General features: G+C 53.6%; 12 protein-coding genes and 5 pseudogenes. 14 read left to right on the top strand and 3 right to left on the bottom strand.

Annotated elements, in window-relative coordinates:
• Positions 1-142: 142 nt before the first annotated feature.
• Positions 143-1114, bottom strand: coding sequence for a helix-turn-helix domain-containing protein (locus BLS41_RS40055; RefSeq protein ID WP_074773652.1), 972 nt, complete (start codon positions 1112-1114; stop codon positions 143-145).
• A gap of 476 nt (positions 1115-1590) precedes the next feature.
• On the opposite strand from BLS41_RS40055, the gene BLS41_RS35725 reads away from it, so the two are divergent.
• From BLS41_RS35725 to BLS41_RS35695, 7 genes are all read left to right on the top strand, one after another.
• Positions 1591-2025, top strand: coding sequence for a cupin domain-containing protein (locus BLS41_RS35725; protein ID WP_074773647.1), 435 nt, complete (start codon positions 1591-1593; stop codon positions 2023-2025).
• Between the two features lie 172 nt (positions 2026-2197).
• Complete coding sequence (locus tag BLS41_RS35720) at positions 2198-2602, top strand: Cif family virulence factor (RefSeq protein WP_171910393.1); 405 nt, start codon at positions 2198-2200, stop codon at positions 2600-2602.
• Positions 2603-2692: 90 nt separating this feature from the next.
• Entirely contained in the window at positions 2693-3589 is an 897-nt protein-coding gene (locus BLS41_RS35715; RefSeq protein WP_216350654.1) for a phytanoyl-CoA dioxygenase family protein, read from the top strand.
• A 483-nt stretch (positions 3590-4072) separates the two neighbouring features.
• Positions 4073-5431: a DUF1329 domain-containing protein gene (locus BLS41_RS35710; RefSeq protein ID WP_074773632.1), complete on the top strand. Its 1359-nt coding sequence runs from the start codon at positions 4073-4075 to the stop codon at positions 5429-5431.
• Between the two features lie 67 nt (positions 5432-5498).
• A complete protein-coding gene (locus tag BLS41_RS35705; protein WP_074773629.1) occupies positions 5499-7322 on the top strand; it encodes a DUF1302 domain-containing protein in 1824 nt (607 codons plus the stop codon).
• Positions 7323-7384: 62 nt separating this feature from the next.
• Positions 7385-9745 (top strand): efflux RND transporter permease subunit, encoded by a 2361-nt coding sequence (locus BLS41_RS35700; protein ID WP_074773624.1) that lies wholly within the window; start codon positions 7385-7387, stop codon positions 9743-9745.
• Between the two features lie 32 nt (positions 9746-9777).
• On the top strand, positions 9778-10749 hold the full coding sequence (locus tag BLS41_RS35695; RefSeq protein WP_074773621.1) for a WD40/YVTN/BNR-like repeat-containing protein: 972 nt from the start codon (positions 9778-9780) through the stop codon (positions 10747-10749).
• 271 nt (positions 10750-11020) lie between these two features.
• On the opposite strand, the pseudogene BLS41_RS38170 reads toward BLS41_RS35695, so the two are convergent.
• A pseudogene (locus BLS41_RS38170) lies at positions 11021-12006 on the bottom strand (IS3 family transposase); the annotation flags it as partial.
• 519 nt (positions 12007-12525) lie between these two features.
• Between BLS41_RS38170 and BLS41_RS39820 the strand changes: the two are divergent.
• From BLS41_RS39820 to BLS41_RS35655, 7 genes and pseudogenes are all read left to right on the top strand, one after another.
• Complete coding sequence (locus BLS41_RS39820; RefSeq protein WP_253189911.1) at positions 12526-12867, top strand: hypothetical protein; 342 nt, start codon at positions 12526-12528, stop codon at positions 12865-12867.
• A 57-nt stretch (positions 12868-12924) separates the two neighbouring features.
• Positions 12925-13889: pseudogene (gene istA / locus BLS41_RS35680) on the top strand (IS21 family transposase).
• Positions 13886-14670, top strand: a pseudogene (istB, locus tag BLS41_RS35675) (IS21-like element helper ATPase IstB). Before istA ends, istB begins: the two co-directional pseudogenes overlap by 4 nt.
• 223 nt (positions 14671-14893) lie before the next feature.
• Positions 14894-15169 carry a transposase gene (locus BLS41_RS40050; protein ID WP_366487182.1) on the top strand — a complete coding sequence of 92 codons (276 nt, stop codon included), beginning with the start codon at positions 14894-14896 and terminating at the stop codon, positions 15167-15169.
• A 337-nt stretch (positions 15170-15506) separates the two neighbouring features.
• A pseudogene (locus tag BLS41_RS35665) lies at positions 15507-15727 on the top strand (IS3 family transposase); the annotation flags it as partial.
• Between the two features lie 245 nt (positions 15728-15972).
• Positions 15973-16413, top strand: coding sequence for a MarR family winged helix-turn-helix transcriptional regulator (locus tag BLS41_RS40045; protein WP_074773612.1), 441 nt, complete (start codon positions 15973-15975; stop codon positions 16411-16413).
• A 39-nt stretch (positions 16414-16452) separates the two neighbouring features.
• Positions 16453-16779 carry a hypothetical protein gene (locus BLS41_RS35655; RefSeq protein ID WP_074773608.1) on the top strand — a complete coding sequence of 109 codons (327 nt, stop codon included), beginning with the start codon at positions 16453-16455 and terminating at the stop codon, positions 16777-16779.
• A gap of 38 nt (positions 16780-16817) precedes the next feature.
• Here the strand turns inward: BLS41_RS35655 and BLS41_RS35650 are convergent.
• Positions 16818-17980, bottom strand: a pseudogene (locus tag BLS41_RS35650) (IS3 family transposase).
• Between the last annotated feature and the right edge of the window lie 10 nt (positions 17981-17990).

Genomic DNA, 17990 nt, shown 5'->3' with positions numbered 1-17990 from the left:
ATGAACTTTTAATCTCCACTCCCACGTGCGAAAGCACCAGTTTTGTGGCCAAGGCCGTCAAGAATATTCTCGACGGCCTTTAAGTCGCGCGCTCGGTCGCGCAACTAGTGATAGTAAGCGCCCGACCTCATCCTGTGTATCGTCATGCGTTTAAGGCTCGGTTGACGGTTTCAGATGGAAGTTCTCCGTAGAAATCCGAATAGTATTTTGAAAACCTTCCCAAATGATTAAAACCCGCATCTAATGCGGCTTCTTGGATCTTCCCCAGCGAAACATCAAGCAACGACCGGCGCGCAATATTCAGGCGAACGGATCGCATATACGCTATGGGAGAGAGGCCCAAGATAGTTTCAAAGCTATATTGAAGGGTGCGCCGACTCACACGCAAGTGGTTGCAAAGATCGAGAACTCCAAAGTCCTCATTCTGAACATTTTCTAAGAAAAGCTGACAACTTCTTTCGACGATATAGGTTCGAGTGCTAGAACCTAGACGCAATCGTTCACTTTCCAATGCAAACATCAAAATTGCATTTGCGCAGCCAAGAATTCTCGTCCCGGATAACTGAGTATTAGTTGAAGGTGAGGTTGTCGAATTAAGCGATTCAAAATGCTCTTCGAATGCGCTTTCAAGAGCAAAACATTGGCTTTCACCAGCGCGGATAAAAAACTCGAAGGGCAGTTCTTCGCTAAAAACCGAGCGCTCGGGCGTAAGCGTTTCAAAGAAAAAATCTTTATCGACCATCAGCCAATTTGTCAAGACAGCACTCTTGGTCACAGCATGTAAACTTTTGCCGGACGCAACATAGATAGTGTCGGGCCCAACGAATCTGCCATTGACCAATACTTCTTCTTGGCTTACCCCTTGTGCGAAGACCACTTTATCGAGGGGTATCTGGCCAATCTGCTCAAGGGCCGGAGTCTCGACGCGCTCTGAACTGAATCTGACATTAGAGGTCGCCTGATGATCGCGCATCACTCCTTTGAACGGACTGTATTTCGCGAGTTGGTGCATTTTGTTGTCTGCCCACCCGCGAAACGTTGCGGCGTGCTCGCTCACATGAGCGGACTCGGAAACAGAATATTCAAGATTGTGGGGTGACTGCAGGGAAGTCATCAGGTTCTCAACTTCAATATGGGGCTACAACTACAAAGCAAAAGGCAGGCCAACTAAGGCTCATTGTATGACTCGGTGCTGTAGGCAAGGCGCTTGGCGAGGCGGCGAATCAAATCAACAGCCTGCCCCGTATACAACCAGGTTTCAGCAGGTTTGAGAATCGGGGCAACCACCACTTCGGATCCGCATTTTGGGGAAAGTGACACTTGGTTTCACCGAAATGGGGCGAACTCTGCGGTGTGTGACAGTGCATACACGATTTGCCAAAAGCGGATACAGCTACCAGTTTTTAGCAGGTAAATTGCATGACATCAGCGTGATACCTCACACGTATAGGGAATGCTGATATGCCTAGAAGAATTCGTTGCTAACCACAAATTTTGTACGGAAGCAGAAAGTCGCGATTGGTCGTTGCGTGACGGCTTAAATCGAGGGTTGATCCGGTGGTGTGCCCACAATCTATAGAGGATTACATAATGAATGTCGAAACACAAAAGCCTACCGACTGGGTGGTTGCGGCGTCGTTGCCATGGCTCGACTTTCCAGAAAAATTTCACAGTGGCGGCGTTAAATGGAAGCTTATCCACACTGACTTGGAGCGCGACACGTGGACTGTGTTGTTCTTCGGTCCGGCCGGATCGTCGCTTAGCCCTCATATGCATGAAGGGTGCGCGGAAGGTTGGCAGATGTATGGGCGCATTGTTGTTCACGAACCCTATGCCGCCGAAGGCCCCGGTTACATCTATGAGTATGCGGGTGCCGTGCATCCAAGGACGAACCTGAAAGACGATACGGAGTTCTTTTTGACGATGCACGGCAACGTCATTTGGATCGACGAAGCGGGTGGGAAGATTCCGTTCGGTCCACGCGAAGCAAAATTGCTTTGGGAAGCGCAGCAAGCTGAAGCTTAGCAATATCTGCTGCTACTACGGAAGCCCACGGGAGTAATCGCCAATATCTGCGCACAAGCGGTCGTGTTCGCCACCCGTGACAGGCGGTGAACCTCCCAAAGTTGATTTAAGTATTCGGGTAGAGATATTTGAAGTCGAACCGAATTTCGGTTACATGAACGAGGTAAGTTCGATGCATACCCATGATTCCGTGGAAAGCCAAATTAGCAAGGCGATTCAAGCGGCGCTGGTGGAAATACAAAACAGATGGGAAGACGGTGACATTGATGGTGTCGTAGAGCTCTTCGATCCATTTGCAGTAATAGGTGGAGAAGGTGAAGCAGAAACCGTTGAGGGACGTACCGCAATATATAAGCGATTCGCAGAAATCATCGACGCGACTATTCCTATTAATGTCCGAGCCAGAGATATCCGGGATGTCGGGGAAAGTTGTGCGGCTTCTTGGATTGACTGGAAAGTTAAGGATAAACAAACCGAAGAAATTATCTGCTTTAAGAGCTTGACGGTTTGGGCCAAAAGCAACCCCCGCTGGGTGATTGTCGCCGACATGTTTATTCGAGATCTGTGGCGTGCATGAATGGCGAGGTAGCGTCGGGAATAAAAAAGTCTTTAAGTCGATGTTGCTCGATCACCCCGTGGGTACGAAGCGCTCTGCGATGGAAAAAGCGTGTTTCATTTTTTGAGAAAAGATATGTCTAAATTGCTGACGGTTCCGGTAACAACGCCGGTAGATGAATTGATCAAGATCGTCGAGTTGGATGGCGGTGTCATCATTAAGGATCTGCTTAGCAAAGAGCAGGTAGATCGCCTAAATGCCGACATTGACAGTAAGATCGAGGGAATTGATCTCGGTGGAAAGACAGTTCACGAGGACGAACATTTCGCAGACTTCTTCGGTAATAAGACGAAGCGAATGACGAATCTGGTGACGATCAGCAAAGTATTTCGCGAAGAGATTATCCAAAACGAGAAAATTCTCGACTGCGTTGACGCATTTTTCAAACCAGTTGCAGACTCCGCTCTACTCGCGACGGCGCAGGTTATCGACATCTATCCTGGACAGAAACCCCAACCACTTCATCGCGATTTCGAGGTGTATCCGTATTTCCGCCAGTTTGGCGCTGGTGCGCCCGAAGTCTTGACCAACTTCCTTCTGGCCCTCTCCGAGTATACCGAAGAGATTGGAGCGACGCGTGTCATTCCAAAAAGCCATCTGTGGAATGACTTCAGTAATCGAGGTTCGCAGGACCAGACAATTGCGGCGGAAATGGAGCCAGGATCAGCGCTATGGATCAGCGGAAAGGTTGTGCATGGTGGCGGGGAGAATAAGTCTCCGAACCGAGTTCGACGGGGCATCGCGTTTGCATTCAATCCGAACTGGCTAGTTCCAGAAGAGGCTTCGGCAATGATTATTCCAATCGAGATTGCGAAGACGCTCCCGAAGAGAATTCAAGGAATGCTTGGTTTCCGCTCTGTCCACAATGCCAGCATGCAGGGTGGGAGTTTGTGGCTTTCCGACTATAAAGAGCTGGCGGAACATCTCGGTTTGGATAGCGCCGACTAATAAAGTTGTTCGATATACGGGCGACTTTCCCTGTCATTCGGGCTGAACAGATTCGACGTTGAACGAAAATCCGCTGCTGAAGACAGAACGGCCTGCCGTATTTTTCTCTATCGTGCGATCTCACGATTATGAGAACGCGAGATCTTTCACTTCGGTGCAACGGGCCCGGTCCGTTTGATTACGTCACAAGCTGCCCATAGCACCTCGTCTTCAAATTTCCCATCGAGCCGAATGGATCACTTGTCTTGAGCGATCCCATCGTGGAGTCCTGCGCTCGCAGGTGCGGATCAAACGCGGCCATGTTGAATAGAGACGTAATGGGTGGAGTAAGCGAAAAAGAATCTGATTGCCGAATTTGGATAAAGAAATTTTTTTTGTTTTCGTAAATTAAAACATGAATACCTAGAGACGATTGCATCTCTATGAAGACATTAGCGAAACCGTAGTGAAACAGGGAATCTGTAATAAGATGAGGAATCCAAAATGAAACGTATTAAATTTGCAGGGTTAGCATCAGCACTGGTTGTGACCGGAGCGGTGCTTGCGCAAACGAATTCACCGCGAACGATTACAGGGGCGAATTCGGCAGCTAGTTCAGATGGAGCGATTCCTCAATTCTCTGGGCGCGACGTCCCTGATGCCGGGTGGAGCTACGGCAAGGTCCGAGGGCAGTATTGGAAGTACAAGGACGAAAAGCCTCTATTGGAAATAACTTCCGAAAATGCGGACAAGTTCTCGGACAAACTGTCTCCTGGGCAGTTAGCCCTGTTTAAGCAGGTCAAGGGATACCGGATGGTCGTGTATCCGACTCACCGCACCTGCAGTTTTCCGGATTGGGTCCAAAGCAACATAAAAAAGAATAATGGGAGCGCGAAGCTGGATTCGAGCGGCGACCACCTAGAAAGCGCTGTCCTTCCAGGACTGCCATTTCCCGGGGCGAAAACAGGACAGGAGGCAATTTGGAACTACCTGAGCCGTTACCGGGGTGTAGGCGTTACGTGGGACAAAGCTAACACCCTGATTTCCCCTCGTCCAGGCAGTTCGGATTGGATCAATGTCACCAGTCGTCAAACGCTCTTCTTCCCGTGGGGCGGGCAAGGAACACATGCGGTGAAGGCTGACGATCAGCTATTCTCGATCTACTTCGGGTATATCGCGCCGGCTGCGCTCGCAGGACAGGGAGCCGTTCAGTCGTACAGTTTTGGAAGTAGCGACGCACCGGCTTACTACTACTTTGCAGGGCAACGTCGTGTCCGCCGCATGCCGTCGTACAACTACGACGCGCCTCAGATTGGCTTTGAGAATCAGTATTCAGTTGATGAGCCGTGGCTTTTCAACGGAGACATCGATCGTTTTAACTGGAAGTTGGTGGGCGAAAAAGAGATGTACGTTCCATATAACGACTTCGGAATGTACGACTTCAAGAAGGCCGTAGCTGACGTCTTTAAACCCGAACAGGTTGATCCGTCTGCCCGCCGGTATGAGTTGCACCGGGTGTATGTAGTTGAGGCCACGCTCAAGCCCAACATGCGGCACGCGTCGCAGAAGAAAGTTCTGTATCTCGATGAAGACACCTATCTTGCGCTTGTCGGCGAGGATTATGACGGTCAAGGAAAGCTGTGGAAATCGAAGGAAGGCTACCCGATTCCGGTGTGGGAGTTGGGCGGTACCTGTGATGTTCAACCATTTGTTCAATACAACTTGCTCTCTGGACGCTATGTCGCAGATGAAAATGTGGTTGGAACAGGCCAAGACATCCACTATTTCGAGTCCTCCAGTGACCCCCGATTCAATCCTAATTTCTATACGGCAGAAAACCTCCGCGCAATCAGCGAACGCTGATTAGGCAGAACCAAGACGGCTGAGAAGGAATAGTTCAAAGCCGTCGGTTAGCTAACAGGACGAGAAAATGAAAACTACAGGGGCGTGGGTGTCGGTGTCGTTGGCAGCATTGGGAGCGATGTCTGCGGACGCGTATGGCTACGATTTCACTACGGGTATCGGGGATCTTTCCGGGTCGTGGGTCTCGAACGTCACTGCTGGTGCTGGTATACGCACTAAGAATCCTAGCTGCTCTTTAACTGGCGATCCGAACGCAGAGGGATGCGGATCTGCAGCTAACGTAAATCAGTGGGGGTCTGGCTCGAACGGAAATTTGAATTATCGCAAAGGCCAGGCTTTCAGTACTTATGTCAGTGCCACCAGTGAACTCCTTCTTACCATGCCTAGCGAGGGCCTGAAGTTCATGGTACGTGGCACGGCGATGTACGATTTCCTTGCTGGCGACACCGCGCGCACTCCGTTGTCGAGTACAGCAGCATCACAGACTGTCTATCCTGTACAACTCCTGGATTTGTGGGCAGAAAAAGACTTCACGTTGGGTTCGCAATCAGCGCACGTTCGTGTTGGTAACCAGGTGATCAACTGGGGGGAGAGTTACTTTGCAACGGGTGGTATTAATGCGACAAACTCGTTAGATATTCAGAAATTGCTCATCCCTGGCACTCAACTAAAGCAGGCGTTGCTGCCTGCGCCGATGCTGAGTTTTGCGACCGGAATCGCCGACGGATTGAGCACGGAAGCCTATTACCAATTTCAGTGGAACGGAAATCGTTATCCAGCGGTAGGAACCTACTGGTCCGTGACGAATAACTTCGGTCGCGGTGCGTCGCCCATTACCGTCAACTCAAATAACTTCAATGTCCAAGGGGTTGATGCTGGAACAATTGGGGGCGCAAATAGTGGAAATAGTAGTGCGCAGTCAGCAATCAATGCCGGATTGGTGAATGGGCAGTACGCCGGCAGTCCCTACAATTCACTGGGCATCCCGGTGTCGACAGCGTTGCCGTCGTCATACAAACCGCAGTTCGGGATCAAATTTAATTATAAGCCGCGGAGTATAGATGCCAATTTTGGCTTCTATTACGAGAACTACACGGACAAATCTCCAGTTCTTTCCACACTGGCCAACGGTTCAAGTCAATGGTCGTACCTTGAAAATAGGCAACTGTTCGGTGCAAGCGCTAACTTTTCGCTGGGGGACTGGGCAATTGGAACTGAACTGTCGTATCGCCCTCACGATGCAGTCGCTCTCTCTGGATGTTTCGGGACAGGAGGGCCGCTTGATCTGAATACAAATGGAATTAGCGGGATCACCTGCCAGCAATGGGAGGACCGCAAGAAGCTGCAGTATGACATCAACGGGCAGTTGAATTTGACTCCGAGTTCATATCCGTTTCTGAAGTTAATGCACGCAGATCTCGCCGTTCTGACAGCAGAGCTTACGTGGATTTATTACCCAGGCTTGGGTTCAAGTGGCGTAACCCGTTCGGTTGACGGGCAAACTGTTACCCAGGTTCCGGCATCAGGCTACTTTACATGGCTGAACGAGGGATCTGGTTCGGGCTATCCGATCGTGGCCGCGCAGGGAACCGCTAGTTCGGTTGGCGCCACTGTGGACTTCAACTGGACGTATGACGGTTCCTTGATTCATGGTTGGCAAGTAACGCCAGGAGTGACATTTACGGACGCGCTTTATGGATATACGCCGACGTTCACCGCAAACTACATGCAGGGTGCCAAGTCTCTGAATTTATACGTCCTGTTCAATCAGAATCCAACTGTTTGGCAGGCGGGCATTAACTACACGTTGTTTTTTGGTGGCCACGACACAGTCGGCCAGCCGTATGCAGATCGCAACTTCGTAGGTGTTTTCGCGACACGCAACTTCTGATAAACGTCGCGAGATGATGGCTCGCGACGCTGTCTGGTCGCTCTTTTTGAAGGAAGGTTTCCGTGCTGAATCGCGTTGTTTTTTATCTGAAAGGTCTGTTCTTTGGACACCGGCGTCTTGTGCTTTTCGGGATTTTGGCGTTCACGATCGTGATGGCATTTTTTGGTGCTCAATTGCGCATGGAGGCGGGATTTGAAAAGCAGATGCCCATTGGACACGAATATATTCAAACCTTCCAGAAGTACAAAGGCGACCTTCTGGGAGCGAATAGAATTACAGTTGTGGTCAGGGCTAGACATGGGTCCATCTGGACCCAGAGTGGCCTAACTCGACTTTATCAGGTGACACAGGCTGTCGAATTCCTTCCGAATATCGACAGGCAGGGCGTGCAGTCTCTCTGGACGCCGAATTCTTTCGTGAATGAAATCACGGAAGATGGCTTTCGAGCGAGTCCTGTAATTGACGGTACCATCACTCCAGACCAGTTGACGCCGGCGTCCGTTGCGGTAATCAGGCGGTCTGCATCAAATGGCGGGTACATCGGTACGCTTGTGTCTCACGATGAGACGAGCGCGATGATCACCGCCGAGATAAATGAACGTGATGCTACGGGTCGGGTACTTGACTATGTGGACTTTAATCATCTTCTGGAAGCCCGGATTCGCAAGCCTTTCGAAGATGCGGGCTATGAGGTTCAGATCACAGGATTTGCGAAGCAGATAGGAGACATAGCTGACGGAGCAAAAGGTGTCATTGGATTTTGCTTGATCGCATTGGTTCTTACAGCAATAGCCGTGTACTGGTATAGCAGATCGTTCAGGTTCACGATTTTGCCGGTACTTTGTTCGCTGACATCACTTGTATGGCAGTTCGGTACCCTACGATTGTTGGGTTATGGCCTGGATCCTTTGGCGGTACTGGTTCCCTTTTTGGTATTTGCAATCGGCGTGTCTCATGGAGTTCAGCAGGTCAACTATATTGTCCGAGAACTGTCGCAGGGGAAGAACTCGCTTGATGCTGCCAGGAGCAGTTTCAGCGGATTGCTAGTGCCGGGGGTACTGGCGTTGGTAACGGCTTTCGTTTCCTTCGTGACATTGCTCCTGATACCTATCCCGATGGTGCGCGAGTTGGCGATTACTGCCTCGTTAGGTGTGGCATATAAGATCATCACAAATCTGATCATGCTTCCCGTGGCTGCGTCTTGTTGCAATTTCAGTAAGGCTTATGCCGAAAAAGCATTAGAGGTGCGCGAACGACGGTCAGCTTGGCTTCGGAAGCTTTCGCTGGTGGCAAAGCCGCGGAATGCATATCTGGTGGTGGCGATTACGCTGGCGATCTTCGTGATCGCGGTCTGGCAAAGCAGTGGTCGGGTAATTGGCACTCTTCAACCTGGGGCACCGGAATTGCGAGCCGACTCGCGATTTAATCGTGATGCAGTCTCCATATCGAGCAATTACGACGTCGGTCTGGATTGGCTAACTGTGGTCTTCGAGTCGACGGGAGCAGCTTGCGATAACCCGGCCGTGGGCCTGTTCGAAGACGATTTCGCGTCAGCAATGAAGAGCGAGCCCGGGGTCGTTTCTGTTCAATCGTTCCCAGCGATGTTGCGCGAATATAACGAGGGATACAACGAAGGGAATCCGAAAATGAACGTGGTGCCTATTGATCCCGGCAACTACGGTGGACTTTCTGCGGAGATTGGACGCGTCAAGGGTTATATGAACAAGGATTGCACTATGACCGCGGTGCATCTGTTCTTGAAGGATCATAAGGCAACCACGCTCAATCGTGTATTGGACGATGTCAAGAGTTACAGAGCGTCGCATCAGCAACCTGGTGTGACGATCCGTCTTGCGGCAGGTAATGCCGGGGTGTTGGCAGCCACAAATGACGAGGTACAGAAGAGCGAACTACCGATGATGCTGAATGTTTACGCTGCCATTCTGATTCTGGTATTTCTGGCATATCGCGACATACGGGCAATGGTAGCCTGCTGTCTGCCGCTTACAGTTGCGACTTTCATTGGATATTGGTTCATGAAAGCGCTCGATATCGGGCTTACTGTCGCAACGCTGCCAGTGATGGTGCTTGCGGTTGGCGTAGGGGTCGACTATGCGTTCTATATCTACAATCGCATTCAGTTGCATATGGCGGACGGCCAGCAGATAGGCGAGGCCGTCGAGCGCTCAATGCTGGAGGTCGGGGTTGCGACGATCTTTACCGCTATCACGTTGGCAATTGGAGTTGTCACCTGGAGTTTCTCTCCGCTGAAGTTTCAGGCTGACATGGGAAAATTGCTCGCCTTCATGTTTGTAGTGAACTTGATAATGGCAATGACGGCACTTCCAGCTCTTGTCGTCACTTTGGAGAAGTTATTCCCCCGAAGGACACCCGTTAAGGTTTCGGGAGTGCTGAGCCACTGAAGAATACGACACCATTAGGGCAGGGCGCCAAAATGCTAAGAAAGGTTTATTTTTTGTTGGTTTCCATCGCATTTGCTTACGCAAGCGAAGCCGTAGCTGCAACGGACATTATTACGGCTGCCCATCCGTGGGCGGATCCAGTACATCAGATGATGCTGGACGCAACATTGGCCGGGAAGCGGATAGTCGCTGTCGGCGAACACGGTATCGTGTTGTTATCTGACGATTCGGGGAAAACCTTCCGACAGGCAAAATCAGTTCCAGTTTCTGCGACTCTATCCGCTGTCTCCTTTGCGGACCAGAAGCGTGGATGGGCGGTTGGGCAGTGGGGCGTGATATTGGGTACAACCGACGGAGGAGAAACGTGGTCGTTGGAGCGCTCCGATACTTCGGTCGATCAGCCTTTGTATTCCGTCTATTTCAGCGATGCCGGACACGGCGTGGCCGTTGGGTTGTGGTCGTTGATGCTGGTGACAGACGATGGTGGAAAGAATTGGCGACAGGTAAAACTCCCGCCTCCCCCAGGCGCTGAAAAGGCTGACCGCAATTTGTTTCATGTTTTCGGGAATCGTCGGGGTACGGTGTTCGTTTCTGCGGAGCAAGGATTAGTGCTTCGATCGGATGACAACGGATCATCATGGGTTTATGAAAGCACCGGGAGCAAAGGTAGTCTTTGGACAGGAGTGGTCGCTGCTGACGATTCGATTATCGTGGGAGGACTTCTTGGCCACCTTTCCCGAAGCACCGATAGTGGTCATACATGGACGGCTATCGATACTGGTTCTACAGCTTCGATCACGGACTTGGCTGCGATCGGGGATCAGATAATAGGGGTTGCCCTTGATGGCCGCAGTTTTGGTGGGAGGAATGCGGACGCGCGGTTTTCAACGATCGAGGCGACAGGCAAGACGGCGTTGACGGCGGTCGTGATCGTGGACGGTCATAGGCCAATATATTTCTCAAAAGACGGGGTCGTTGCGGCACAAAGCAGGTCACCGTCTTAACCACACGAGGAATGACCGCTATCGAGAATAGGAAGACTGCCCCCGACAGCCTACACATCAAGGAATCGGTCGTTTGTGAAGAACGGCCGACGGCAGCTCAATGTACCTCGGGGCTACCTAAAGACTCATTTCGGCATTCACCCCGTTCGAGCGTCCGGGTCAGAAAGTGTGTAGCACGCGTCCAATGCTTTAGTGCCCCTGCCTCGTTTCCACGTACAGCGGATGATGCAGCCTTCAACGCGGCCTCATGGTCGATAGGGGTAAGAAATCCTATCGGGGCATTGTCCCACGCATCGGCACGACGACTCATGGAGATCATTGACTTGAATCCGGCTCCCAGCTTTCGGTATGCCCGGCTTGAATATTGCTCCCCTCTGTCAGAATGTAGCAGCAGTCCCAGTGCCAGTTTGCGTTGTCAGCACGCGCTGCGCAGTGACTGGTAAACCAGCTCGGCATTGATGCGTTCGATAATTTACCAGCCCGCAATGCGTCGGCTCCCCAGATCGAGAATCGCAGCGAGATACAGCCTGCCTTCGCCGGTCCTGATAACGTGATGTCGCTGAACCAAGCGCGATCAGGCTGCTAGCCATCTAAACGACGATTGAGCAGGTTCGGCGCTACTGGAAGGCTGTGCGTCGAGTCCGTCGTAACCCGATAGGCGCGCCTGTAGACCGGGCGCAAGCCCTGGTGCTGCAAGCTACGCCGCCAACCTTCGACTCGCAATTGCCGCATGACACGTCGGCGGGCATACACACCACGATGCGTGCGACGGATGGTGGCTATCCCCGCAGCCAAGGCCGCGTTCGGATGCGTTCTCGCGCTGGGCTCACGAACGCGCCACTGGCATTATCTGCTGCGTGAAGCGTCCAGAATCTGGCATAGCCGTGTCATGCAGTGCTGATCGCGGTAATCGTCCATCTAGGAGTACCTCATTGCTACTTCTTCGCGAAGTACGCGTCGGTTTTCGAGGCATCTCCGATACCCAGTTTCGCGCGGGGGAGTTCTTTTAATAGCCGGCTGTTCTGGGCCCCCAGTTCGCTGATTGGGGCGCGTCACACGTGCAGCGATCACATCACGACCGCTCGTCGCGACACCGTCTTCGGAATCGCGACTACGCCGGCTCTAGTTCCCTAACGTCTCCACTGGCACCCCGAGCCTGCGTGCCGCTTCATGCTGTCCGACTGTTTCAGCGAGCCTGATGGCCTCAACCTTGAATTCGTCCATATATTGCCGTTTCGGCACTGATTTCTCTGACATGCAATCCTCCGTACAAACAGGAAACTAACAAATGTCCTGCTGTACGTGAAATCGAGGCATGTTCACGACAAACCTGAATCGCTTCATGAGCTTCGAGCTCGTGGGAGAAGTGAGGCAAGGGTCAGCGGATTTCATGGTGGTTCGCAGCGTATCAGGCTGCAACAAGCCCGGATATAGTGGAATGGTCTCGTCCCACCTTCGGCACATGAACGCTCATCACTGGAAGACATGGCAGTATGGGCGATTCGTGGTCCACAACTAAACGGAGGCCCTCATGAAAGTCGCGTTGCTAAGCATTGACCTTGCGAAAAATGTCTTCTAGCTGTATGGCGTGGACGAACGCGGTCACCCGGTTTTGAGTCGGCGCGTCAGCCGCAACAAGCTTTTGGAATCCATCGTCGGTCTCCCTTGTTGCCGTATCGTGATGGAGGCCTGTGGAGGACCGCATTACTGGGCGCGGCGGTTCTCTGCGACGGGGCATATGTCCAGATTATTGCGCCCCGATTCCTCAAACCGGTTGTGAAATCCCAGAAGAATGATCGCAACGATGCGGAAGCAATTGTAGAGGCTGCATCCCGTCCGACCATGCGCTACGTTGCGGTCAATAGAGTTGAGCAGCAAGATGTCCAGTCCATACACCGAATCCGCAGCCTGCTCATGCGCGACGGTATCGTGCAGATCAACCAGATACGTGGCCTGCTTGCCGAATACGGCGTGGTCATGGCGCAAACGGCGTTGAAGGTGCGTCAGCAGCTTCCGGCGATTATTGACGATGGACACAATGAGCTGACCGCACTGAGTCGATCAATGATGCGCGATATGTACGAGCGGCTCGTACTTGTTAGCGCCGATGTAAAATGACCCCGTCGCCGAAGTAAATGTGACCCACCTGGGAGACGATGGCGGCTTTTGCCGCCGATGCTGACTCAGGAGCAAGCAGTGGAAGTCAAGGTATTGGCCCGGCGCGGGACAGCGGTGCGTGAGATAGGGAGGCAAACAGGTTTATCGCGCAACGCGGTGCGACGCTGTCTGAGGAACGAGCAGGCTAGCCGTTACAGCTCAGCGTGAGCCGCGAGCAACGAAGCTCGAACCGTTCAAGGACTACCTGCTGGAGCGCGTCGCCGCCGCGCGGCCGCACTGGATTCCGGCAACGGTTCAGCTTCCTGTAGTTCGCGAAGCAGAAGCGTCCCGAAGTCGAACCGGTGGTGCGTTTCGAAACCGCGCCCGGCAAGCAGATGCAGGCCGACTTCACCGTTATCCGGCGTGGACGCGAGCCATTGCTCGCGCTGGTCGCGACGATGGGTTACAGCCGCGCGAGCTTCGTTCGGTTCACTGCGCGTGAGGACGCCACTACGTTGTGTGACTGCCTGCGTGATGCGCTTGTCTACTTCGGCGGTAGACCGGAACATGTGCTGTTTGACAACGCGAAGTCGGTGGTTATCGGGCGCGATGCATTTGGCGAGGGCGAGCATCGCTGGAATAGGCAGTTGCTGGCGCTGGCGGAAACCTATGGCTTCACGCCGAAGGTGTGCCGCCCGTATCGCGCGAAGACCAAGGGCAACGTCGAACCGTTCAACCGCTATCTCAAGGAGAGCTTCGTTGTGCCGCTTGCCGAGACGCTCAGGTCGTCAGGGTTGAAGCTGGATGTAGAGACCGCCAACGCGCACATCGGCAGGCGGCTGGCAGAGGTTGCCAACACGCGCCGTCATGCGACCACAGGCGAGCGTCCAGCGGTGAGGCTTGCTGCTGAGCAGGCAGCACTCCTGCCGCTGCCGGCGCAGACGCCAGCGCTTGCTGTGCCGGACGACCGCCGCGTGCTGCCACGTGAGAGCCTGCAGCATCCGCTAGCGGTCTATGACGCGTTGCTGGAGGTCGCAGCATGAATCTGCAACATGAACGGATTGCCGGACTGTGCGCACAACTGGAGCTCGACTGTATCGCCACTGACTGGGCGCCGCTCGCACAACGCACTGCAACAACCGATTCGAGTATGGCCGACTTCCTTGAACAGCTTCTGCAAGCGGAACTCGGCGCGCACGAGCAGCGCAAGCGTCAGGTACTGACGAAGCTGGCGGCATTACCCGGTGTCAAGACGCTTGAGCAATACGACTTCGGCTTCGCCAGCGGCGCGCCACATGCGCAGATTCAGGAGCTGGCGAGTCTGGCGTTCATCAAGCGTGCTGAGAATGTCGTGCGGCTCGGACCATCCGGCGTCGGCAAGACGCATATTGCGACGTCGCTCGCGTACCGCGCGGCGCAGGCATCAAGACGCGGTTCATCACGGCCGCCGACCTGATGATGCAACTGGCCACCGCCCGACAGCAGAACCGCTTGCGGGAGTTCTTCAATCGCGCGGTGATAGGACCCAGGCTGCTCGTCATCGACGAAATCGGCTATCTGCCATTCGGGTGTGAGGAGGCAAACCTGTTCTTCAATGTCGTCGCCAAACGCTACGAGCGCGGTTCAATCGTGTTGACCAGCAACCTGCCGTTCACGCAGTGGGCGACGGCCTTCGCTGACGACCAGACGCTAACGGCGGCGATGCTCGGCAGACTGTTACATCACGCGCATATCGTGCAAATCAGCGGCGAGAGCTATCGACTGAAAAACAAGAGAAAGGCGGGACAAACAGGCACGCGGGCAAGCACCAAAGTAGCTGCGTGATACAGGACCCGGGTGGGTCAGATTTACTGCGGCGAAACCTCGAAATGTGGGTCAGGTTTCAATATCCCGGTACCATGAGTTGATCCATCAGGTACACAGGGCATCGCCTGCCAGTCAGCGACGGGGAAAAATTCGCGGTGTTGGACCGCTGATTGCAACCGCAGTCATCGCCGCAGCGGGAAGTGCCACAGAATTCTCGAATGGCAGAGAATTCACGGCTTGATTGGGATTGACTCAACGCCAGCATTCCTCGGGCGGCAAGGATCGCCTATTCGGTATTACGAAGCGCGGTAACGGGTATCTGCGAATGCTTCTGGTACATGGTGCGAGATCCGTGGTCCAGCAGGCAATAAAGCATACCGATACGCTGTCTCGATGGATACTTGAGGTTCAGGGCCGACGCGGAACAGACATCGCGGTCGTCGCACTTACCAACAAGATCGCGAGGACAATCTGGGTAGTGCCCGCACGAGGTCTGGAGTATGCGCCACCGGTATGAACGACGCATGTGATCGAATACTTGGAATCCCTCTACCTCTTCACGGGTTACAACAGTGATCTGATTCAATGGCAAACAGGTCGGACCCTCTGTGACAAAACCTGCGCGTTCTTAGGGCTCTCGAAGCCGTGGATATAAGTAGGAGTTGCCGGGCGAAATCCATTGGGGCCAGGCACACGCGTGCCGCAGAACGGCCGAATGTATATATGGAATCTCGCACCTGCTCGCGGTAGAACAGATTGTTTGGCAAACGGGACGAGGCCATGTATAAAGCTGCAACCCATCCTGTCGTGGTCAGAGCAAACGAAAACCTCCGCAAACGGGAGGCGCTCATATAAAAACGAAGCTGGTTGACGCCCTAAAGCAAACCTATGCAGTTCCTACTTCTATCATCGTGCACGCCTGTGATTGGCCGACAACTATGCAGCTACACGTAGCGTCATCGCTAACATCTTCGAGCTTAACTACCGGTGCTACTGCGATCGCCCAATCCGCGCCGTACTGGTCAGGCAGCAGGCATCCATCTCGGAAAAGGTCGCGCGACGATTAATGCGGCAAGCGCGCTGACAGAATTAATGGACATGATTAGCACGTCAACGGGCATCGTTAGCTCGCGTAGCAGCTGTTCCGCCGTCTGCCTAGGTCATAGACCACCATCCGACCTGACGCGCCGGTAAATTCCGCAAACGTAAAACCGAGAGGTCGAACTCGCCTTCCGGCACGCGTCCGCACAGTATGTGCGGGGGACCTGCTGTATGCGTGGGTATTGACAGATAAACTGATCATGTGGTCTCATTGTTATTATGAAATCAGATCGTTCGCCAGAGCACGACAGTCGTGACCTCGCACTAGCGCTGCAGCTTCTTGTTCGTCGCATTCGAGCTGCCGCCCCGGCATGCTCGAATGAATTGACATGGACGCAAAATGCGGTCTTGATGCGCTTGGCGCAGACGGATCGAATGACGTCCGCCGAGCTTGCCAGGGCAGAGGGGATGAAGCCGCAGTCTATGGCGGTGGCCATTGCACCATTGGAGCAAATGGGCTTAGTGCGCCGGGTAGAAGATGCCGCCGATGCCCGCAGACTAAACGTCCAATTGACTGATAAAGGCCGCTTGTCGAGAGAAGACACTGCGAAGGCCAAACAGACTTGGCTAGCGCACGCTGTCGCCAAGCTTGATCCAGCCCAGCGCGCCGTACTACTTGATGCGCTTCCTGTCATTCAACGCTTGGGCGAAATGCAGTGAGCTATTGGCCGCAGCCAACCAACTGAAGACCACACAGCCATGAAATTGACCGACCTCATCATCTACTTTCTGGGCGGCGCTTGCTTGACCAATGCGATACCTCATCTGGTGTCGGGTTTGACCGGAAGGACGTTTCCGAGCGTCTTCTCGAAGCCTATCGGGGTGGGTCATTCTTCCTCGATGGTGAACTTTCTTTGGGGCTGGGCAAACATCGCATTTGCTTATCTGCTTCTTTTCAAACTCCGGGACTTTGATATCCGATCGACTTCGGCTACCTCGGCTGCATTACTGGGGGCGCTGGCTATCGGAATAAGTTTGGCGCTCCATTTTGGAAAGCTTCACGGAAAGCGGCGGCATAGTCTTTAAGTTACGACGCTGAAAGGCCTAGACGGGGTTTGTAGTGGTCAACCAATCCCGGACACTGCGTTAAGTTTTTCTTCCGCAACAGCCGGCGCCAGTCCGTCATTGAACTGATGCGGCCGTATCCCGTTGTATCGGTGCATCAGGTAGTGGCTGATATCCCGGTGTGCTTTCTGCGCTGACACGTACCCCACTGACGGCAGCCGTTCCGTCTTGAGGCTGCGGAACAGCCTTTCCAATCGGGGAGCTGTCGCAGCAATTTCCACAACGGCTCATGCTCTGCTGAATCCGATAGCGCCACAGGCGCTGACGGAATTTCCTGCTTACATACTGGCTGCCTTGATCCGAGTGGAACAGCAAGCCTTGCGGTCGACCGCGCTGCTCATAGGCCATCTCCAACGCCTGCACGACCAGATCGGCATCTGGGTGTGTCGAGAACGCCCAGCCAACAACCCGATGCGTGAACAGGTCGAGCACTAGCCTGATAATGCCAACGCGCCCTGCGCCCAGACATACGTAATGTCGCCACACCAGACCTGATTGGGCGTACCGACCTCGAGTTCACGATTGAGATGGTTCGGGATATCGATCCGCTCGACCGTGGCCTGCTTGTAGGCATGGCGACCCGGCTGCTTGCAGGTCAGCCCGAGTTCTTCCATCAAGCGGCTGACCTTGAGGCGGCCAATCACCGGACCTTCCTCGCGCATCATGCCCATGATGCTGCGGCTGCCGGCAGAGCTTCGGCTCTCGACGAACAGCTCGTGTACCCGGCAGCGCAGTGCCATGTGCTCGGCGTCAGCGCGCCGGGCACGCTCCCGGTACGCATACAGACAGGATCGCGATAAGTCAAATACCGCGCGGATCAGTTCGACCGACTCGATTGCGCCAATCTGAACAATTACCTCGTACGTTCGATGCCTTCCGACATCAAGAGCGCGGTAGCCTTTTTTAAAATGGCCTTCTCACGCTCGAGGCGTTCGATACGCGCCTCGAGTTCCTGAATGCGTTGCTGATCCGGCGTAATTGCCGTGCCCTGCGGCGTAACGCCCTGACGTTCCATTTGAAGCTGGTGCACCCAGCGACGCAGTACCGTCTCGCCGACGCCGACCGAGCGACTCGCCTCCATATGGCTATAGCCCTTGTCGAGCACCAGACAAGCGGCTTGCAGTTTGAAATCGGGGGAAAACGAACGACGTTGCTTCGGCATCAGACACCTC

This window comes from Paraburkholderia fungorum (assembly GCF_900099835.1).
GTDB lineage: Bacteria > Pseudomonadota > Gammaproteobacteria > Burkholderiales > Burkholderiaceae > Paraburkholderia > Paraburkholderia fungorum_A.
The sequence above is the reverse complement of the archived record's forward strand: the minus strand, read 5'-3'. Positions and strand labels throughout refer to the sequence as shown.